This is a genomic window from uncultured Tateyamaria sp., from assembly GCF_947503045.1.
Lineage (GTDB): Bacteria > Pseudomonadota > Alphaproteobacteria > Rhodobacterales > Rhodobacteraceae > Tateyamaria.
Genome location: NZ_CANNCF010000003.1, coordinates 281,087 through 298,697, shown reverse-complemented (window position 1 = coordinate 298,697; position 17,611 = coordinate 281,087). Strand labels below are relative to the sequence as shown.

Annotated in this window: 21 protein-coding genes; 7 read left to right on the top strand and 14 right to left on the bottom strand. The window is 61.8% G+C overall.

Features of this window, described 5'->3' with window-relative positions; all coding sequences use genetic code 11:
• The first annotated feature begins 23 nt into the window (after nt 1-23).
• Nucleotides 24-1,007, top strand: a complete 984-nt coding sequence (locus Q1A89_RS15235) for an Ldh family oxidoreductase (protein ID WP_299730578.1) — start codon at nt 24-26, stop codon at nt 1,005-1,007.
• 12 nt (nt 1,008-1,019) lie between these two features.
• On the opposite strand, the gene Q1A89_RS15230 is transcribed toward Q1A89_RS15235, so the two are convergent.
• The 9 genes from Q1A89_RS15230 to Q1A89_RS15190 all read right to left on the bottom strand — a co-directional run bounded on the left by Q1A89_RS15230 (nt 1,020) and on the right by Q1A89_RS15190 (nt 9,554).
• Entirely contained in the window at nt 1,020-1,454 is a 435-nt protein-coding gene (locus Q1A89_RS15230) for a DMT family transporter (RefSeq protein ID WP_299730008.1), read from the bottom strand.
• A 20-nt stretch (nt 1,455-1,474) separates the two neighbouring features.
• Nucleotides 1,475-2,155, bottom strand: coding sequence for a hypothetical protein (locus tag Q1A89_RS15225; RefSeq protein ID WP_299730005.1), 681 nt, complete (start codon nt 2,153-2,155; stop codon nt 1,475-1,477).
• 64 nt (nt 2,156-2,219) lie between these two features.
• Nucleotides 2,220-2,630 carry a PaaI family thioesterase gene (locus Q1A89_RS15220; protein ID WP_299730002.1) on the bottom strand — a complete coding sequence of 137 codons (411 nt, stop codon included), beginning with the start codon at nt 2,628-2,630 and terminating at the stop codon, nt 2,220-2,222.
• A 548-nt stretch (nt 2,631-3,178) separates the two neighbouring features.
• On the bottom strand, nt 3,179-3,484 hold the full coding sequence (locus Q1A89_RS15215; protein ID WP_299729999.1) for a hypothetical protein: 306 nt from the start codon (nt 3,482-3,484) through the stop codon (nt 3,179-3,181).
• A 129-nt stretch (nt 3,485-3,613) separates the two neighbouring features.
• Nucleotides 3,614-5,569 (bottom strand): DNA topoisomerase IV subunit B, encoded by a 1,956-nt coding sequence (gene parE, locus Q1A89_RS15210; RefSeq protein WP_299729996.1) that lies wholly within the window; start codon nt 5,567-5,569, stop codon nt 3,614-3,616.
• Nucleotides 5,570-5,718: 149 nt separating this feature from the next.
• Nucleotides 5,719-6,324 (bottom strand): VPLPA-CTERM sorting domain-containing protein, encoded by a 606-nt coding sequence (locus Q1A89_RS15205; protein WP_299729993.1) that lies wholly within the window; start codon nt 6,322-6,324, stop codon nt 5,719-5,721.
• A 355-nt stretch (nt 6,325-6,679) separates the two neighbouring features.
• Nucleotides 6,680-7,339: a hypothetical protein gene (locus Q1A89_RS15200; RefSeq protein ID WP_299729990.1), complete on the bottom strand. Its 660-nt coding sequence runs from the start codon at nt 7,337-7,339 to the stop codon at nt 6,680-6,682.
• Between the two features lie 62 nt (nt 7,340-7,401).
• A complete protein-coding gene (locus Q1A89_RS15195; RefSeq protein WP_366524498.1) occupies nt 7,402-8,265 on the bottom strand; it encodes an alpha/beta hydrolase in 864 nt (287 codons plus the stop codon).
• Entirely contained in the window at nt 8,262-9,554 is a 1,293-nt protein-coding gene (locus Q1A89_RS15190; protein WP_299729987.1) for a dienelactone hydrolase, read from the bottom strand. Before Q1A89_RS15190 ends, Q1A89_RS15195 begins: the two co-directional genes overlap by 4 nt.
• A gap of 188 nt (nt 9,555-9,742) precedes the next feature.
• On the opposite strand from Q1A89_RS15190, the gene Q1A89_RS15185 reads away from it, so the two are divergent.
• From Q1A89_RS15185 to Q1A89_RS15175, 3 genes are all read left to right on the top strand, one after another.
• Nucleotides 9,743-10,378: a DUF1007 family protein gene (locus Q1A89_RS15185; RefSeq protein WP_299729984.1), complete on the top strand. Its 636-nt coding sequence runs from the start codon at nt 9,743-9,745 to the stop codon at nt 10,376-10,378.
• Nucleotides 10,366-11,250 carry a hypothetical protein gene (locus Q1A89_RS15180; RefSeq protein WP_299729981.1) on the top strand — a complete coding sequence of 295 codons (885 nt, stop codon included), beginning with the start codon at nt 10,366-10,368 and terminating at the stop codon, nt 11,248-11,250. The genes Q1A89_RS15185 and Q1A89_RS15180 overlap by 13 nt, the downstream gene beginning before the upstream one ends.
• A gap of 81 nt (nt 11,251-11,331) precedes the next feature.
• The gene (locus tag Q1A89_RS15175; RefSeq protein WP_299729978.1) at nt 11,332-12,759 is read left to right on the top strand and encodes an MATE family efflux transporter; all 1,428 of its coding nucleotides are present in this window, start codon (nt 11,332-11,334) and stop codon (nt 12,757-12,759) included.
• Here Q1A89_RS15175 and Q1A89_RS15170 read toward each other — a convergent pair.
• Both Q1A89_RS15170 and Q1A89_RS15165 read right to left on the bottom strand, forming a co-directional pair.
• A complete protein-coding gene (locus Q1A89_RS15170; RefSeq protein ID WP_299729975.1) occupies nt 12,756-13,160 on the bottom strand; it encodes a hypothetical protein in 405 nt (134 codons plus the stop codon). The genes Q1A89_RS15175 and Q1A89_RS15170 overlap by 4 nt on opposite strands.
• A 10-nt stretch (nt 13,161-13,170) precedes the next feature.
• Nucleotides 13,171-14,373, bottom strand: coding sequence for a pyridoxal phosphate-dependent aminotransferase (locus Q1A89_RS15165; protein ID WP_299729972.1), 1,203 nt, complete (start codon nt 14,371-14,373; stop codon nt 13,171-13,173).
• Nucleotides 14,374-14,469: 96 nt separating this feature from the next.
• Here Q1A89_RS15165 and Q1A89_RS15160 point away from each other — a divergent pair, with 96 nt between their 5' ends.
• The 3 genes from Q1A89_RS15160 to Q1A89_RS15150 all read left to right on the top strand — a co-directional run bounded on the left by Q1A89_RS15160 (nt 14,470) and on the right by Q1A89_RS15150 (nt 15,733).
• Nucleotides 14,470-14,868, top strand: a complete 399-nt coding sequence (locus Q1A89_RS15160) for a helix-turn-helix transcriptional regulator (protein ID WP_299729970.1) — start codon at nt 14,470-14,472, stop codon at nt 14,866-14,868.
• Nucleotides 14,861-15,145, top strand: coding sequence for a succinate dehydrogenase assembly factor 2 (locus tag Q1A89_RS15155; protein WP_299729967.1), 285 nt, complete (start codon nt 14,861-14,863; stop codon nt 15,143-15,145). The genes Q1A89_RS15160 and Q1A89_RS15155 overlap by 8 nt, the downstream gene beginning before the upstream one ends.
• A 135-nt stretch (nt 15,146-15,280) precedes the next feature.
• Nucleotides 15,281-15,733: a winged helix DNA-binding protein gene (locus Q1A89_RS15150; RefSeq protein WP_299730572.1), complete on the top strand. Its 453-nt coding sequence runs from the start codon at nt 15,281-15,283 to the stop codon at nt 15,731-15,733.
• Here the strand turns inward: Q1A89_RS15150 and Q1A89_RS15145 are convergent.
• From Q1A89_RS15145 to Q1A89_RS15135, 3 genes are read right to left on the bottom strand one after another with little or no spacing between them, the layout of a single operon-like run.
• Nucleotides 15,727-16,467 carry a DUF1194 domain-containing protein gene (locus Q1A89_RS15145; protein ID WP_299729964.1) on the bottom strand — a complete coding sequence of 247 codons (741 nt, stop codon included), beginning with the start codon at nt 16,465-16,467 and terminating at the stop codon, nt 15,727-15,729. The genes Q1A89_RS15150 and Q1A89_RS15145 overlap by 7 nt on opposite strands.
• Nucleotides 16,464-17,165, bottom strand: a complete 702-nt coding sequence (locus Q1A89_RS15140) for a DUF1194 domain-containing protein (protein WP_299729961.1) — start codon at nt 17,163-17,165, stop codon at nt 16,464-16,466. The genes Q1A89_RS15145 and Q1A89_RS15140 overlap by 4 nt, the downstream gene beginning before the upstream one ends.
• Complete coding sequence (locus Q1A89_RS15135) at nt 17,159-17,587, bottom strand: VOC family protein (protein ID WP_299729958.1); 429 nt, start codon at nt 17,585-17,587, stop codon at nt 17,159-17,161. Before Q1A89_RS15135 ends, Q1A89_RS15140 begins: the two co-directional genes overlap by 7 nt.
• Nucleotides 17,588-17,611: the final 24 nt, after the last annotated feature.

The following is a 17,611-nucleotide window of genomic DNA, read 5'->3' as shown; positions in this document are numbered from 1 at the left end:
CCTGTGCCGTGAGGGACCTGACCATGCCATCCGTCTCATTGGCTGACATAGAACGTATCGTTCAGGCTGCACTGATGCGGCATGGGGCCGGTGCTTTTGCCGCGGCCGAAGTGGCGCGTGCGGTGGCGCGAGCCGAGGCGACGGGCAACCGAATTTGCGGTCTGTACTATCTGGAAAGCTATTGTGCGCAGCTAAAAACGGGCCGGGTGCAGGGTGACGTGGTGCCTGCGGTGACCGCGATGCGCCCGGCGGTCATCCACGTGGATGCGCTGATGGGCTTTGCCCAGCCTGCCTTTGCCTACGGGCTGGCCCCCGCACTGGACGCGGCGCGCCAATACGGCGTGGCGACATTGGCGGTGGGCCATGCCCATACCTGCACGTCGCTGGGATATTTCACCGAACAGATCGCACAGGCCGGGCTGATCGGTCTGGGGATGACCAATGCCTCGCCCATCGTGGCCCCTCCCGGGGGCAAGACCCGAATGATCGGCACCAACCCCATCGCCTTTTCGGTGCCAGATGGGGACGGAGGGTTGGCCATGCAGTTCGATCAGTCCACCACTACAGTTGCCCTGGGCAAGATCACCATGGCCAAGGCAGCGGGCGAGAAAATCCCGCTGGGCTGGGCGCTGGATGCCGAAGGCAAGCCCACGACCGACCCGGAGGCCGCTCTGGCCGGGTCACTCGTGTCGATGGGGGGCTATAAGGGCTGGGGCTTTGGCCTGATGGCCGAACTGTTGGTGGCTGGCATGACCGGCGGCGTGCTCAGCCGCGATGTCAAACCCCTCAAAGCGCCCGAGGGACCGCCTCACGACCTTGGGCAGTACTACATTCTGATCGATCCCAGCGCGTCGGATGTGTTTCGTGACCGCCTTGCCAGCCTCGCCGAGATGGTCGGGCAGGACGAAGGCGGGCGGCTGCCCGGTCAGCATCGCATCATCGCCGACCCGGCTGATGTGGACGCCGCCGCTTGGGCGCAGGCGCAGGAACTGGCGGCAACCGAATAGGGAACGCCCGCCTTACGCCACCTGCGTCAGCCACACTCCGGTTGCCATCAGGGCAATCCCGCCAATCCGCGCCGGGCTGAGCGCCGTGGCTTGCGCGCCGAACAGACCAAAGTGATCGATGGCCGCGGCCGAGATCAACTGCCCGATCAGCACAAAGAACACCGCGTTGCCGATGCCGAAATGCGGGGCGATGAAGGTGATGGACAGCACATAAAACGCAATCAGCGCCCCGGCGAGAAACAGGTGTTTGGGGGCTGCCGCCACCTTGTTCAGCCCGTGCGCCCCGGTGAAGGCAAACACAATCGACGCCGCCAGCAGTGCCACCATGAACAGCACAACTGCCGCTGCCGCCGGATTGCCCAACCGTGTGCCAAGGGCAGCATTGAGCGCGGCAAGAATCGGGATGCCGATCCCGGCCAACAACATGATCAGGGCATAATGGGCCATGGGCGAGGTCTCCTTTTGCATCAGCCGCAGATTCCGTTCAGCTCGACCCCGTCCCAGGGCAGGCGCACATCGTGTTCGCGCGATTGAGGCAGGTCGGCCACGGGCATGGCCTTGGAAATCAGGGCATGCAACCGCTTGGTGCGGGGCGCTTGCGGGGCGAGGGCGCGGCAGCAGACAAACTCTTCGACGATGGAGCCTTGTTGTTCGTAGCCGAATTCGGAAAACTGACGTTCTGCCTCGATATCAAAGAGATAGGGGTCGTCGCTCACCTGATGTTCGCGCGCGGCGCGCAGGGGGGAATAGCCCGTCACGGCCCGGTTTTGCCATTGCCAGACATGGGTCAACTCATGTGCGAGCAGCATGGCGGCGATCAGGTTGATCTCGTCCGGGTAGTCCGGAACGTAGTCGTCCAGATACCAGTCCTTGTCGAACAGCACGCTGTGCCAGAGGGCGACGGCGGCAGGTTTGGCGGTGATGATTGCGTCCGTGGGCGGCGGCAGGATCAACTCGCGACATGTGGTGCGGGGCCGGGCCTTGCGCCGGAATGTCACGGCCCGTGTCGGGGAGCCTTTGACCAGCCGCACCCGATCCGTGTTCAGAGCGTCACCGTGGATGGTCGCGGAAAAGGCGATTTCGGCGGGGGTCAGAGGCCGACCGCAGCTTGCAAGCAGGGTCAGGATCAAAAGGGCACGCAGGATCATGGGCGCAGTAGGGGACAGATCGGGAAAAGGTTCAAGACGCGATTGAGTGAGATTCGGGCGAGCATTAACCCGGCAGCGCGAATGTGGCGGTGGCATGGGCAATGGGCTTGGCTGCGGGCAGGGCGGAGAGGGTGCAGCGTGCAAAGATCATGGAGCGTCCAGCGCGGATGATTTCGGCCTCGGCCCTGACAGACTCACCACTTCCGGGCCGCAGGAACTGGGTGTCGAGCGTAACCGTCGCCACCGGCATCATCCGCCCCAGATGCGCTCCGGCGGCCAGAACCATGGCCGTGTCGGCGAGTGTGGCAAGCGCTTGGCCCGACACAATCCCGCCCACCCGCGCGATGTCGTCGGTGATCGGGATGTCGAGGGTGAGGCCGGATGTGCTGCAGGCCGTGACGCGCGGGGACAGCGCCAGCACCCAAGCGGCGAAATTCTGGTCGAGAAAGGCCTGAGCGTCTGCGTTTGTAATCATGGCGCCAGCCTGCGCCAGCCCATCGGCGGATTCAAGCCGGTGTGCGCGATGTGGTCAAAACCAGTTCTCTAAAATGCCTTGAAGATGCCTTGCTTTGGTAAACACGTGTTCACCTTTTGAGGGCAAAAGAGGGGGAGCCACGGTCCGAGTTGTGGTCCGTTGGTTTGGTAACGAGTATGGAGCGGGGGCGAGAGCCCCCGTTCCTTTTTGTGCTTTTTTGGGTGCTTGATTGCCCTGATTGGCTGGGCGGACGGGCGGTTGCGGACCGCACGCGCCCTATCCCAACGTGCCGCCTTGCAGCACGCGAGAAGAGTCGGGGCATCGCTGTGCTCACAAGGCGGAATCAAGGCCGCAGGCCGCCGCCCAACGATGGGGCGGCTTGGTTCGGTCTCGAAGAACGCGCCGCGAAAACGCCCCGCGTTTTCGCCGCCCCCGACCGCCCCCATGGGCGGGGGCGACTGCGTCACCCCCGGGGTCTTTCGACCCTCTGCGGCCTCAAAGGCTCCACTGGAGCCGATGCAAGACGGCCTCCGACCCGCGGTCGGGGGCTACAACGGAATCGTATGGTAAGGTTGACTAAGATCGAAGGATTTGAAGTTAAAATGAATTCTGGATGGAGCTCCAAGACTGTACAGTCCGTCTTTATTTATTCCCGGTAATCCGATGCGTTTATTGATGCATAAGTGTTCAAACTTTTCCTCGTCAGGATAGGCAATTGAATACCCCAGACGACATTGCGTACATACCGCACACGCCCAGATTTCCGCTTCCGCAAAATACAAGATACTGTTGGCTGCTCCTGCATTGGTCATGCAGAGTTCGCAAAAATAGTTCATCATGGATTGGTTGGCCATTCATCGGTTCCCCTATGACACATAGAAAACCATCGCATAAGCAAGCCACTGCCAGCAATGCACGGCAAATCTGCTGTAACTTACGAAATTGCCACTGATCTATTTAGTTTAAAGAAATCAACGCCTAACTCAAACATCCAACTCCTCCACAAACCGCGCGTTCTCCTGAATGTACTGAAACCGCATCTCCGGCTTTTTGCCCATCAACCGTTCCACCAGATCACCTGTCTCTCCGGGCTCATCATCGTCTATGCTCACTCGGATCAGTTTGCGGGTCGCGGGGTTCATCGTGGTGTCTTTGAGGTCCTTCGCGTCCATTTCGCCCAGACCCTTAAAGCGGGAGACGTCGATTTTGCCCTTGCCGCCCAGACCTTGCTCCATCAGCGCGTTCTTTTCGGCCTCATCGAGGCAATAGACCCGTTTGGCCCCTTGCGTCAGGCGAAACAGCGGCGGGCAGGCGAGGTAGAGGTGGCCAGCGTCAATCATGGGGCGCATCTGGGTGTAAAAAAACGTCATTAACAGCGCTGCGATATGGGCGCCGTCCACGTCCGCGTCGGTCATGATGATGACCTTGTCATAACGCAGGTCGTCAACGTTGAACTTGGCCCCAAGACCGACCCCAAGGGCTTGGGACAAATCGGAAATCTCGGCATTGGACCCCAGCTTCGAGCTTGCCGCGCCAAGTACGTTCAGGATCTTGCCGCGCAGAGGCAAGAGCGCCTGGGTCTTGCGGTCCCGCGCCATCTTGGCCGACCCACCCGCAGAATCGCCTTCGACGATGAACAGCTCGGTCCCTTCGCGCGCCTTGTTGGAGCAGTCGGTCAGTTTGCCGGGCAGGCGCAGCTTTTGCGTAGCGGTCTTGCGCGCGGTTTCCTTTTCCTGACGGCGGCGCAGCCGTTCCTCGGCCCGCAGCACCAGAAAATCGAGGATCGCGCCTGCGGATTTCGTGTCCGCCGCCAGCCAGTTGTCAAAGTGGTCGCGGACCGAGTTTTCGACCATGCGTTGGGCGTCGACCGTGGCGAGGCGATCCTTGGTCTGGCCGACAAATTCCGGCTCGCGAATGAAACAGGACACCAGCGCGCCCGCCCCGGTGACCAGATCCTCGCGGGTAATGGTCGAGGCCTTGCGGTTGTTCACCAACTCGCCATAGGCCTTGATCCCCTTGAGGATCGCGGCCCAGAACCCGGCCTCGTGTGTGCCGCCTTCCGGCGTGGGCACTGTATTGCAATAGGACTGGATGAAGCCGTCGCGCGCGGGCGTCCAGTTGATTGCCCATTCGACCTTGCCCGGCACCTTGAACTTTTCAAAGCTGACATTGCCTGAGAACGGGGCCTCGGCATAGGTGGTGGCGCCGGCCATGACTTCGTTCAGGTAATCGGCGAGACCCCCGGGAAAGTGGAACGTGGCCTCGGTCGGGGTATCGCCGTCCTGAATCGCCGTCTTCCAGCGGATTTCGACGCCCGAAAACAGATAGGCCTTGGAGCGCGCCATCTTGAACAGCCGCGCAGGTTTGAGCTTGAGCGAGCCGAAAATCTCGGGGTCCGGATGAAAGGTGACAGCCGTTCCACGCCGGTTGGGGGCAGCACCGATCTTTTCCAGCTTGCCCTGCGGCAGGCCGCGCGAGAATTCCATGGCGTAAAGCTCGCGATTGCGCGCCACCTCGACCCGCAGATGATCGGACAGGGCGTTCACGACGGAAGAGCCGACGCCGTGCAGGCCGCCTGACGTCTCGTAAGAGTCGCCGGAAAACTTGCCACCCGCATTCAGCGTGCAAAAGATGATCTCGAGCGCGGATTTGGTCGGGTCCTTGGGGTGCGGATCGGTGGGGATGCCCCGCCCGTTGTCGCGCACGGACACATGGCCGTTTTCGTGCAATTCCACCTCGATCCAGGTGGCGTGGCCCGCGACGGCCTCGTCCATGGAGTTATCGATGATCTCGGCCACCATGTGGTGCAGGGCGCGGTCATCCTTGCCGCCAATATACATGCCCGGGCGCAGCCGGACGTGTTCCATATCCTCCAGCACCTGAATGGAAGAGGCGTCGTAATCCGAGGCCTTGGCGGCCCCGCTCAGCAGGTCGGTCATGGCAGCTGCTCTTTATTGTTTGTTTGGCGCTGAGTATGGCAGACCGCGATTTGCGGGGGAAGGGGTTTGCGCGTGTCCTGACCGGGCAGGCCCATACGAAACAGGCGGACCCAAGGCCCGCCTGCAAAGTCGTTAACTGTTGTGTTGCGTCAGTCGCGCGTCTTGCGACGGCGCATGGCGCCAAGGCCGCCCAATGCCGCGATCATCAACCAGCCTGCCGCAGGCAGCGGAACGGGTGATGTGTCCGACAAGGATGCGGTGAACAGAAAGTCGTTCGAGCCGGGGCTGCTTGCGATCCAGCCGCGTCCGGCGATACCGGTCGACGAACCCAGACGGTGCCCGTCATTGGCAAACTTGAAGTAATAGCTGCCGTTGGACGATGTGCCCAGCGAGATCACCTCGGTACCAAGTGTGAGTGTGCCGCTTGAATTGGCTGTCTCCTGCACAAAGAACCCGCCGCCAAGGTCGGTCAGGCCGGACAGCGTGTAGGACAGGGTGTAGGCGTTGCCCACGGTCCCGACGCCTGTGCTTTCAAACACCGACCCGCTCAGCGTCGCTTCGAAGGTTGTGTCGTTATAGGTCAGCTGCGCAGCAGAGCCATTCCCGAAGGTGAAGAAACGCGCGCTTGGCTGTGCGCCGTCAAGGCGGATGCCATAGTCAAAGTTGCCGCGCTGGTTTCCATCCGGGTGATCGGCCAGATTGTAAGTGTAGGTCGCTGCCTGGGCGATCGTCGCGCCAACAAGCGATGTCGCCATAACAGCGAACGTCATCATTAATTTTCTCAAAACACGTCCTCGCCCAAAAATTAAACTAACTCCGCCCAAGTTACGCCATATTCACAGAAGGGAGCGATTGATTTCTGAGACTGGAAATACTACTTTCGCGAGAAAATCTTGCATTAATCGTTTCTTAACAAATCCTTACGCCGCTTTTCTGGGTAAAAAGATTCTCGCGGTATTACCCACCAATTTCGGAACAACATCCCGTAAATCCACGGAATCGTTTCTGAGTGCTACCTGTAGTTGGTAGGTCCCGCCGACGCGCCAATTCCGCACACAATGCGCGAATCGGGGTGTATTATCGCCCCGATCCTCAAAGTCGCTGCCATTTTCATCCCGGCCAGCGTGCGCCCAGAATGCCTGCAACCTGCTGTTCGTCGATCACACGGCGGTAGTGTTTCATGCTGTGATCGGGGCCAAAAACCGAGCGTCGCGCGCGCGCCTTGTGTACACGGCCCATATGGTGGAACGAGCCGGGCAGGTCGCACACCGCGTCATCATCGCGGTTGATGCAAAGGCACAGATGCGAGTGCTTGATCGCCCCCCGGCTGCGGCGTGGGCGTGGGGCAGCAAAGCCGATGCCGGGCACGCCGTAGGTCCGCACGAGGATCTGCGTCGCCGCTGCCCCCAGTGAATGTCCTATGATGAATTTGGGCCGCAGCCGTTCGCGTTCGAGCCACGCATAGATCATCTGCGCGTGCCGCAAGAACCCTTGGTGCCAGATCGTGCCCGAGGCTCCGGCCTCGGTGTCGTCATCGTTCAGGCGGAACCGTTTGCCGCCGATATTGAGGATGCGCAGGTTGAACTTGAGGTAATCGGCGACCGAGTTCGACCCCGGGATCAGCAGGATATCCCCTTTGAGGAACAGCGCCTGCACGTCATCCTCATCCAGTTCCTTGCGCAGGGCAGTGGCCAGTGATCCGTGTCCGCGCCCCGCATAAGAGGCTTCGGCCATCTGGGCGGCCAATTTGATTTCATAGCTATGTGACATGACAAATACCTTCGTTGAATGCTGCCACTATGACGCGAAAATGCGCGCAAGCAAAGCGTGGATCAAGCCAGCCAGTCCCGGATGATGCTGGCAATCCGGTCGGGGTGCTGGTGCAGGACCCAGTGATCACCGTCCGCAATCGAGACGCGGGTGAGGTCAGGCACGAAATCCTCCAAGCCTTCTGTGGCCTCGGGCAGCAAGGCGGTGTCCCCTTCGCCCCAGATCAGCAGATGCGGGCAATGCACCATGAACCTGTCGGTCGGCAGATCGGGCAATTCGACCGGCTTGCGGTGGTCAGCCACCACCAACGGCGAGGCACGGTACCAGTTGATCATGCCCCGCAGCCCCGATTGCCGCCACGCGGCCTTTTGCGCCTCAAGCACGTCGCCTTGCAGCCATTCGGTATTCATCTGCGAGGAAAACAACTGCATCAGCCGGGCAAAGTCGTCCTTTGCCAGCGCCGCATCGGACCCTTCATTGCGCAGCGCGTTGATGTATTGCGAAGCTTCCGATTGTGCGCCTCCGGCGGCGATGGCGCGTTGAAAGACGATTGGGTGTACGCCGTTGGCCACAATCAGGTGGCTGACGAGTTGAGGCATGAACATCGCCAGCCCATAAGCCACCGCTGATCCCCAATCATGGCCCATCACGATCACCGGCTCAGGGCCAATCAGGGCCGCCATATCCCCCACCAGCGCCTCCATCGCATAGTCCTCGACCGCGTCCGGAGCATAGCTGCCACCATAGCCGCGCTGATCTGGCGCGATGCAGTGAAACCGGTCCGACAATTGCAGGGCCAATGTGTTCCACGCCCCGCCATATTCGGGAAAGCCGTGCAGCATCAGCAGCTTGGGCAGCCCTTCGACCCCCCATTCACGCACAGTGAAAATGTTGCCGTTCAACTCACGCTCTGAGACCCGCATCATTCGCCGCGACCTTTCGTTTCGAACCGCAGCCCCTTGGCGGTGCGGGCAGCAAACCCGGCCCAATAGGTGTGATCCTCGCTCGGTTTGCCTGCATCATCGAGCGCGTGCAGCCCGTCGTTCGATTTGGGGATCAGGTCGAGATAGGCGGCCATGTCAGACTCGCCTTGCAGGTGCAGCCCCATGAAGGCCGTGGCGAAATGCTGGGCGATGTTGTTCATCCGCGTCGTGTCCCAGACGGCGTCGGCGTAGTGTTCAAAGGGTGCGAAATCGAGCGTGTCCGAGGGCAGCCACGCCTCTGCCGGGGCGGGCATCGGGGCGGCTGCGTTGTGGTTGGCGTGGTCAAAGGTCAGCAGGTGCCGCTCGGTTCCGACCGCGCCGTCGAACACCCCGCGCATGGCCTCGTATACGGACACATCGTCATCGCTGCCCGCCATCAGCATCAGCGGCACACGCAGTCCTGCGAGCCCTTCGAGATCCCAGAACCCCGCATTGTTGCCCCATGGCCCGATGGCGATGATGGCCTTGATCCGCGGGTCCATCAGCGCCTCATGGCTTTCGGACCCGGCAAGGTGCTGTTCCAGCAGCCCGTTTGGCGTGCCCCAACTGAATTCGGTCGAGGCCTGTGTGACCCCCGCCCCGCCAAAGATCAGCGCGCCGTATCCGCCCATGGAATAGCCAATGACGCCAGTGTTGGCCGCGTCGATGATGGCACCCAGTGGCCCGTCCAGTGCCGCCATGTGATCCACAACAAAGGCCTGATCAAGCGGGCGGTTCAGCAGGGTCGAGCCAAAGGCATCCTGATCGGAATAGGTACTGTCGGTGTGATCGACGGACACTGCCACGTATCCTTTGGAGGCGAGGTTTTCGCCCAGATGGCTCATCAGGTAGCGGTTGCCGGGATAACCGTGGCTGATCACGATCAGCGGAAACTGTGCCCCCGAGGCGGGCACCGCATCGCGCGCCGCCCGGCCCGTCAGTGTCACCTCCGTCACGCCGTCGCGCAGAATGGCGGTGTAGCTGCCGCCCTCGACCGTGCCCAGTTCCGCCGGATACCAGACCTCGAGCGTGAGGGGTCGGTCATAGCGCGGCACTTCGCCGCCCGAGACGTTCAGCACGTCGATACTGTCGGGGATCGTGGCGCTGAGCGTTTGGACACCCACAGGAAACAGACCAAAGCCTGCCAGTTCCGGCGCGTCGGGTCGAATGCGGTCGATGGGATTGGCAAGGGCCGCTCCCGTCAGGGCAGCGGCGGCAAGGGTGGCCATGGCCGGGATCGGGCGCAGTGTCATGTCAGTCTTCCTTTGCAGGTGTTCCGGCGGTGAGGCGCGCCGGAGTTATTCCCCATTTACGGGAATCATTGTGACAGAGCGGGGCTGTCGATCAAGACCTATCACCAGCACGTCAGACCGGCGTCTCTCTGCCCAGTTTTATTGCCCACAGGGTTGAGGCCCATCGGCGGCGTCGCTACATGCATTCCATGTCCAATTTGCGCGCGCCCCTGCTGGCCTTGTGCCTGTTTTTTGTCCCGACCCTTGGGCAGGCGCATCCGCATGTGTTCATCGATGCGTCCTTGCGCGCTGTGGTCGATGCCGATGGCATGTTCAAGGGGCTCGAAGTGCAATGGGCCTATGACGATTTCTATTCCCTGCTGATCTTTGCCGATCTGGAGTTGGATTCCGATGGCGATGGCCGCCTGCGCCCGGACGAGGTGAAGCGTCTGGAGGGGTTCGATCTGCAATGGGTCGATGGCTATGAGGGCGACAGCTATGCCAGCCTCAATGGTCGACCGGTGGCCCTTGGGGCGCCGCAGTCGCGCGGCACCAGGGTTGAGGGCGGGCGCATCATCACCACCCATTTCCGCCCCGCAAACGCTCCGGCAGCGGGGCTGCAGATCAAGGCCTATGATCCGACCTTTTATACCGCTTACGAACTGGCCGGGCAGGTCGAGGTCGACGGCCCCTGTACCGCCCGCATCGAAGCAGCCGATCTGGACGCGGCCTATACCAAGCTGGAAGAGCTGCTTTACGCCACGCCGGAATCCGAGGCGACCGATTACTACCCAGAAGTGGGTGAGTCTTTTGCCGATACGGTGATGCTGTCATGCGCGCCCTGAGGATTGGCGTTTTGCTGGTCGCTGCTGCCGTCTTGCTGTGGCTGTTCGGCTTTGGCGGGATGTCGGATCTGTCCCAATGGGCCAATGCCCAGCAACGCGAAACCCAGAATGCGCTGGCCCAAGGGTTGCGGGCCGTCCGCGCGGGCGAGGCCGGGGCCTGGGCCACTCTTATGGGCCTGTGCGCCGCTTACGGCTTTTTCCACGCGGCGGGGCCGGGCCATGGCAAACTGGTGATTGGGGGCTATGGTGCGGCGGCCCGTGTGACGGCGGTGCGTTTGTCGGCCCTTGCCGTCGCTTCATCTCTGGCGCAGGCGCTGGCAGCGATCCTGCTGGTGGGTGCCGGGGCACTCGTGCTCGGGTGGAGCCGCACTCAGATGACCGACGCTGCTGACAAGGTTCTCGCCCCGGCCAGTTTCATTGCTATCGCACTGGTGGGCACGTGGCTGGTGATCCGCGGCGCGCGCCGGGCGTGGTCGGCCGCCGCCCATCCGGTGGACGCCGACGGGCACTGCCACACCTGCGGGCACGCCCATGGCCCCAGCATCGATCAGGCCGAGGCGGTCACCTCATGGAAGGACGCTGCAGCCATCATCGCCTCGATCGCCATCCGCCCCTGCACCGGGGCCGTGTTCCTGCTGATCCTGTGTTTTGCCCTTGGCATCCCATGGGCCGGTATTGCCGGGGCCATTGTCATGGGGCTTGGCACTGCCGGTGTCACGGTTCTGGTCGCGCTGGCGGCCGTGGGCACGCGCCGCTCGGCGCTGGCCGGGTTCAGCGGGGCCGGGGCCGTGCGTGCCATGGCCCTCGTCGAGGTTGTTGCAGGCGGTTTGATCGCACTTGTCGCCACCGCTTTGGCCCTGCCGCTGCTCTGAGACAGGGCCGCACAGGCACCTTTGTGATTGCCGAACACTGCAGGGCTTTCATTGCCCAAAAAGCAGGCGTAAGACAGTCCGATGGCCCTCTCGCATATGTCATATTCCGGTCACGCCCGCGCGGTGCTGGTCCTTGGTCTGCCGCTGATCGGCGGGCACCTTGGCCAGACGGCCATCGGGATCACCGACACGATCATGCTGGGTCGCTACGGGGTCGAGGAACTGGCCGCGATGACCGCGGCGGGGTCGTTCTTTTTCGTGCTGTTTCTGATGGGGTCGGGCTTTGCCTGGGCGGTGATGCCCATGGTGGCGTCCTATCACGCCGAGAATGACGAGGTTGCGCTGCGCCGCGCCACCCGCATGGGTCTGTGGCTGAGCACCGGATTTGCGGTGGCGGTAATGCCGCTGATGATCTGGTCAGAGGCGATCCTGCTGGGCCTTGGGCAATCCGAACAGGTGGCCCGCGACGGGGCCGATTATCTGCGTATTGCGGGCTGGGGGATCATCCCTGCGCTCATTGTGATGACCTTCAAAAGCTACCTGGCCGCCCTTGAACGCACGCAGATCGTGTTGTGGATCACGCTGGTGGCGGCGTTGGTCAATGGCCTGGCGAACTATGCCTTTATCTTCGGCAACTGGGGTGCGCCCGAAATGGGGATCGAAGGGGCGGCTATCGCCTCGGTGGCCACGCAACTGGTGTCGCTGGCGGGGGTGATTGCTTATGCGCTCTGGGCCTTGCCGCAACACGCCATCCTCGTGCGCCTCTGGCGGCCTGATTTCGAGATGCTGGGCCGGGTGTTTCAGCTTGGCTGGCCGATTGGGCTGACCTCCTTGAGCGAAGTGGGCCTCTTTGCGGCCTCCGCCTTCATGATGGGCTGGATCGGGACAATTCCGCTGGCCGCGCACGGGATCGCGCTGCAACTGGCCTCGATCACCTTCATGGTCCATCTCGGGCTTGGCAACGTGGCCACAATCCGGGCAGGCAACGCCTATGGGCGGCGCGATCTGGATCACATGAAACGCGGTGCGCGCATGGTGATCGGCATGAGCGTTGGCATGGCGCTTGCAACCATTGTGCTGTTTGTCGCGATGCCCGTGCCGCTGATCAGCATTTTTGTGGATGCCGGGCAGGAGGCCCGCAACGAAGTGGTCGCCATCGGTGTCGTGCTGCTGGCGCTGGCCGCCCTGTTCCAGCTGGTGGATGGGGCGCAGGTTGTGGCACTTGGGCTCTTGCGCGGGGTGCAGGATGCCAAGGTGCCGATGGTGCTGGCGGCAGTGTCCTATTGGGTTGTGGGCATGCCTGTGTCTTACGTACTGGGCTTTGTTGTCGGCTGGGAAGGCGTCGGTGTCTGGCTGGGGCTGACAGTGGGGCTGGCCTTTGCCGGGGTGGCGCTGATGGTGCGGTTTTGGTGGGTCATGGTGCCGCGACTGGGACGCGGCGACGCGCCGGACGGAGGCGATGATGTGCCCTTGGACGGCGCACCCGTGGTGCGCAAACAGCGCCCTTAATTGCCCGATGTCAGCCTGTCGGCCTTCTTGCGCACAAGGACTGAACGCAGATCGTGCATCGCCAAAAGCAGCGCGTCGGTCACATCCTCGAGCTGTTCATCGCTGGCGCGCGATTGCGCCCATTGGGTGGTGAGGTTGAGGTAATCCACGGCCCTGTGGATGTCGTCGATGTCGCGATGGGCCAGCACATTGGCCCGCTCGTCCATCCACGCCTTGATCCGCGCCAGATCATCCTCGGACAGGACACGGTCGCCCTGCGGCTTGATCTCGCCATTGCGAATGTTGACCACGGCGATCTGGTCCATCTCGATCCGACGCTGGCGGTTTTCGGTGTCCACCCGGAACACCGCCGCCCCGTTTTCGCGCACGCGGAAATAGTAGTCAGGTAGTTCGGTGCCCATCGCCCCCGCCTCAGGTCAGTCCCGCACAGAAGGTCTGAATGCGGCTGCACGCCTCTTTCAGCGCCTCGTCGGACGTAGCGTAGCTGACCCGAAAGTTGGGCGATACCCCGAATGCCGCGCCGAACACCACGGCAACTCCGGATTCCTCGAGCAGCGCCGTGGCAAAGGCTTCGTCATCGACAATCACGCTGCCTGCGGCACTGGTTTTGCCGATCAGACCCTTGATCGAGGGATAGACGTAGAACGCGCCTTCGGGCACCGGGCACTCCATGCCCTCGATGGCATTCAGCATCTCGACCACCAGATTGCGGCGCCGCACGAACTTGTCGTTGTTGGGGGCAAGGAAATCCTGCGGCCCGTTCAACGCCTCGACCGCCGCCCATTGGCTGATCGAGCAGGGGTTCGAGGTCGATTGCGACTGCACCTTGCGCATCGCCTTGATAAGCGGCTCCGGGCCTGCTGCATAACCGATGCGCCAGCCTGTCATCGCATAGGCCTTGGAGACCCCGTTGACCGTCAGCGTGCGTTCATAAAGGCCCGGTTCAACCTCGGCAGGGGTGCAGAATTTGAACCCGTCATAGGCGAGGTGCTCATACATATCATCCGTCATCACCCAGACATGGGGATGGCGCATCAGAACGTCCGTGAGGCCTTTTAATTCGTCATGGCTGTAGCCAGCACCCGTAGGGTTCGAGGGCGAGTTGAAAATCAGCCACTTGGTCTTGGGGGTGATTGCCGCCTCAAGCTGTTCAGGTGTCATCTTGAAGGCGGATTCGATGCCGCAGGCCACGGTCACGGGCGTGCCACCGGCCAGCAGCACCATGTCCGGATAGCTGACCCAGTAGGGGGCGGGCACAATCACCTCGTCGCCAGGGTTCAGCGTTGCCATCAGCGCATTGTAAAGCACCTGCTTGCCACCTGTGCCCACGGTGACCTGCGCGGGGGTGTAGTCAAGGCTGTTGTCCCGCTTGAACTTGGCGCAGATCGCCTGTTTCAGCTCTGGAATGCCGTCCACAGCGGTGTATTTTGTCTTACCCAAGGCAATGGCGACGACAGCGGCATCCTTGATCGATTGAGGTGTATCAAAGTCCGGCTCGCCCGCGCCAAGTCCGATCACATCCCGCCCCGCCGCCTTCAACTCGGCCGCTTTTGTGGTCACAGCGATGGTGGGGGACGGTTTGACGCGGTCGAGCGTCGCGGAAAGGAATGTCATGTCGGTCCGAGCCTCGTTAGTAAGGGGTTGACCCCGTCATAGGCCTGCCGTCCGGTGCGGGCAAGCGCCGCGCGCGCAAACACAAGGAGAATGGTCATGGAAGATGCAGTGGACTGGTACAGTGCAGCGACAGCAACTTTCGGAGATCGCGTCGCCGCCGCGCGCGAGGCCGCTGGCATGTCGCAAAAACAACTGGCCAAGCGGCTGGGTGTGCGGCTGACAACCCTGCGCGGTTGGGAAGATGACCTGAGCGAGCCGCGCGCAAATCGTCTGTCGATCATGGCCGGTTTGCTCAACGTGTCGATGATGTGGCTGATCAACGGCGAGGGCGAAGGGCTGGTTGGCCCTTTGGACACACGGCCCGTGACCGATGAAACCCGCAGCATCCTGACTGAATTGCGCGATTTGCGCGCCGATATGCTGGCGCGCGCCGAACAGGTGGCGCGGTTGGAAAAGCGCCTGCGCGCGACGCTGGACATGTCCGGCGATGAGTGACGAGCCGCGCGACCACCGCCTGAAACGGCTGCACATGCGCTCGATGCGGCGCGGGATCAAGGAAATGGACCTGATCCTGTCGGCCTATGCAGGGGCTCATCTGGCAGACATGGACGCGGCCCAACTGGGCACATATGACGCGCTGCTGAACGAGAACGATCAGGATCTGATCCGCTGGGTGACCGGGCAGGAACCGGCGCCAGAGCCGTTTGCGGAGCTGATTTCCGATATTTCACAGACCTTTCAGGGGAAAAAGCCAAGCGATTTCGACGCTTAACTGAATATTTGCGAATCATGTCCATTTTCTGACCCCGAGCAGACACTGAGTCGGAGAACGCGGATGAGCATTCAGGACCCCATCGCCCAACCCACCGGGCAGGAAGACACCACGCCGCGCAATAACGCGGGTTTCATGATCGGCTATCTCGAGGCGCTGTCGCTGGTCGAACGGCTGCACCGGTTGCTGCTGGACGTGATCAAGGACGAATTCGAGCGAGTCGGCGTGCTGGAAATCAACGCGGTTCAGGCACTGCTGTTGTTCAACATCGGCGACAACGAGGTGACGGCGGGCGAATTAAAAAGCCGCGGTTACTATCAGGGCTCAAACGTCAGCTACAATCTCAAGAAACTGGTCGAAATGGGGTACATGCACCATCAGCGTTGCGAGATTGATCGCCGCTCGGTCCGGGTCAAGCTGACCGACAAGGGCAGCAAGATTCGCGATGTGGTGTCAGAACTGTTCCTGCGCCACGCCGATGGCCTTCAGGCCAAGGGCGTGCTGGGACCAGAAGGTATCGTGGATATCACCGCGTCGCTCAAGCGGATGGAACGCTACTGGACAGATCAGATCCGCTATATCTACTGACCAGGCAGGCGCGGGTGCGACACCCGCGGTATATCCCCGAGGATCAGCGTCTCCAGTTCCCGCTCCAGCTTGCGGGCCATGGCATTTGCATAATCTTCAAACCCAAGCGCGGTTTCCACGAAACTGTCCGAGCCGACGATGACATTGGCCTGAAAATAAGCCGACAGCCCCGAAATCTCGGCCTGCCTGATATCGCCCAGCGACGGGGCATCGGCACCAATGACCAGCGCATTGATGGTGATGCCTGTCGGTTCGATCTCGCGTTTGATGTCGACGGGGCGGGGACCAAGGTTAGACTTGCCATCACCGGACAAATCCAGTGTTCGTTTCCAGCACTCGGTGCGCTGATCGAGATGCCCCAGACCTTCGCGCATTGCCAGTCCAAGGGCGGTGCCGGGCGTCGCATTGCGCCGCTGCACGCTGCGCAACTCCCCGATGATACCGTTCAGAACCTGAGGCCCGGTGACGGCTGTCCATGGCAGGACAACGGTCGGATCTTCGGGGCCGCTCCACTCATAGACCAACAGATGCACGGGCGTGCCGGGCATAATGAGCAACGCCTGACGAACCTTGGGGTCATCAAAAGCCGCCGCCAAGCCATCCATCTGCAAACGGTATTCGCGCGCATCGACCGATCCCGACACATCGAGCCCCAGCGCCAGCGCCTGCCGACAGGCGGCCTCTGCGGTGCCGCCAAGTGCGCCAAGCGCAAGTGCGGCCAGCAGCGCTCTCATCCGGCTTGCCGCTTGTCGATCAGACCGCCGATCACAGGCGGCGTCAGCTCGCGTTCCAGCTTGCGCCGCATCGCGCGTTCGTAATCCTCGAACCCCTGTGCCACTTCCATGAACGCCCCGGGCCCCCACAACACTTCGTTCTGATAAAATTCGATCAGTTGGGTCTCCGAGGCAAACTCGGCCGCATTCACCACCAGCCCGTTCACCGTGATATCGGCAAAATCGAACTCGCGATAGGCAAGCTGAGGTCCGAACCCTTCGTTGTTCTGTCCGTCCCCGGCCATGTCGATGGTCTGATAGAGGCAATTCGGTGCGCGGCGCAGCATTTCCGACCCGTAGCCAAGGGCATAGCCCATGGCCGTGGGAAATTCATTGTGGCTGCGTTTGCTGGCCGCAATCGTTTCCGCCGCGGTCAAAAGGGCCGCTGGGCTGTCGATCAGGATCCAGTCCAGCACAACCTCCTGATTGTAGCGACCCGACCATTCAAACACCGCCAAAGCCACCGGGGCATCAACGGCAAAGAAGGCAGCCCGGACCTCAGGCGAGGTAAGCGCGGCGACAAGGCCACCACGCTGCAACTGATCTTCGGTTGCATCCACAGATGACGACACATCCAGCGCCAACAGCAGCGCCAGACGGCACGCAGCCGCTGGCGAGGCCGCAAGACAGGCGACCAGAATGGCCGCAGTTCTTACCAATGGCCCGTGTTTTCCATGCTGGCCCAAGGCTCTGCCGCGGGCAGGTTGTCGCCGTCCTGCAGCAACTCGACCGAGACGTTGTCGGGCGAGCGCACAAAGGCCATGCGCCCGTCACGTGGCGGGCGGTTGATGGTGACGCCATTGTCCATAAGGTGCTGACACATATCGTAAATATTCTCGACACTATAGGCGAGATGCCCGAAATGGCGGCTGTCATCGGGCAGGGCGTCATCACCGTCCCAGTTATAAGTCAGCTCGACCGGGCAATCCGGCTGATCAGGCGGTGCCATGAAAACCAACGAAAAGCGCCCGCTTTCGACGTCAACGCGCCGGGTCTCTTCCAGCCCCAGAAGTTTGTAGAACGCCATCGAGGCGTCCAGATCTTTGACCCGGACCATCGTGTGCAGGTATTTGGTTGGCATCGTTGCGACTTTCCTTGTTAGGCA

Excerpts from the sequence above, each read along its gene's own strand:
- Q1A89_RS15235 (WP_299730578.1), top strand. The coding sequence starts at position 24 with ATGCCATCCGTCTCATTGGCTGACATAGAACGTATCGTTCAGGCTGCA.
- Q1A89_RS15230 (WP_299730008.1), bottom strand. The coding sequence starts at position 1,454 with ATGGCCCATTATGCCCTGATCATGTTGTTGGCCGGGATCGGCATCCCG.
- Q1A89_RS15225 (WP_299730005.1), bottom strand. The coding sequence starts at position 2,155 with ATGATCCTGCGTGCCCTTTTGATCCTGACCCTGCTTGCAAGCTGCGGT.
- Q1A89_RS15220 (WP_299730002.1), bottom strand. The coding sequence starts at position 2,630 with ATGATTACAAACGCAGACGCTCAGGCCTTTCTCGACCAGAATTTCGCC.
- Q1A89_RS15215 (WP_299729999.1), bottom strand. The coding sequence starts at position 3,484 with ATGGCCAACCAATCCATGATGAACTATTTTTGCGAACTCTGCATGACC.
- parE (WP_299729996.1), bottom strand. The coding sequence starts at position 5,569 with ATGACCGACCTGCTGAGCGGGGCCGCCAAGGCCTCGGATTACGACGCC.
- Q1A89_RS15205 (WP_299729993.1), bottom strand. The coding sequence starts at position 6,324 with ATGGCGACATCGCTTGTTGGCGCGACGATCGCCCAGGCAGCGACCTAC.
- Q1A89_RS15200 (WP_299729990.1), bottom strand. The coding sequence starts at position 7,339 with ATGTCACATAGCTATGAAATCAAATTGGCCGCCCAGATGGCCGAAGCC.
- Q1A89_RS15195 (WP_366524498.1), bottom strand. The coding sequence starts at position 8,265 with ATGATGCGGGTCTCAGAGCGTGAGTTGAACGGCAACATTTTCACTGTG.
- Q1A89_RS15190 (WP_299729987.1), bottom strand. The coding sequence starts at position 9,554 with ATGACACTGCGCCCGATCCCGGCCATGGCCACCCTTGCCGCCGCTGCC.
- Q1A89_RS15185 (WP_299729984.1), top strand. The coding sequence starts at position 9,743 with ATGTCCAATTTGCGCGCGCCCCTGCTGGCCTTGTGCCTGTTTTTTGTC.
- Q1A89_RS15180 (WP_299729981.1), top strand. The coding sequence starts at position 10,366 with ATGCGCGCCCTGAGGATTGGCGTTTTGCTGGTCGCTGCTGCCGTCTTG.
- Q1A89_RS15175 (WP_299729978.1), top strand. The coding sequence starts at position 11,332 with ATGGCCCTCTCGCATATGTCATATTCCGGTCACGCCCGCGCGGTGCTG.
- Q1A89_RS15170 (WP_299729975.1), bottom strand. The coding sequence starts at position 13,160 with ATGGGCACCGAACTACCTGACTACTATTTCCGCGTGCGCGAAAACGGG.
- Q1A89_RS15165 (WP_299729972.1), bottom strand. The coding sequence starts at position 14,373 with ATGACATTCCTTTCCGCGACGCTCGACCGCGTCAAACCGTCCCCCACC.
- Q1A89_RS15160 (WP_299729970.1), top strand. The coding sequence starts at position 14,470 with ATGGAAGATGCAGTGGACTGGTACAGTGCAGCGACAGCAACTTTCGGA.
- Q1A89_RS15155 (WP_299729967.1), top strand. The coding sequence starts at position 14,861 with ATGAGTGACGAGCCGCGCGACCACCGCCTGAAACGGCTGCACATGCGC.
- Q1A89_RS15150 (WP_299730572.1), top strand. The coding sequence starts at position 15,281 with ATGATCGGCTATCTCGAGGCGCTGTCGCTGGTCGAACGGCTGCACCGG.
- Q1A89_RS15145 (WP_299729964.1), bottom strand. The coding sequence starts at position 16,467 with ATGAGAGCGCTGCTGGCCGCACTTGCGCTTGGCGCACTTGGCGGCACC.
- Q1A89_RS15135 (WP_299729958.1), bottom strand. The coding sequence starts at position 17,587 with ATGCCAACCAAATACCTGCACACGATGGTCCGGGTCAAAGATCTGGAC.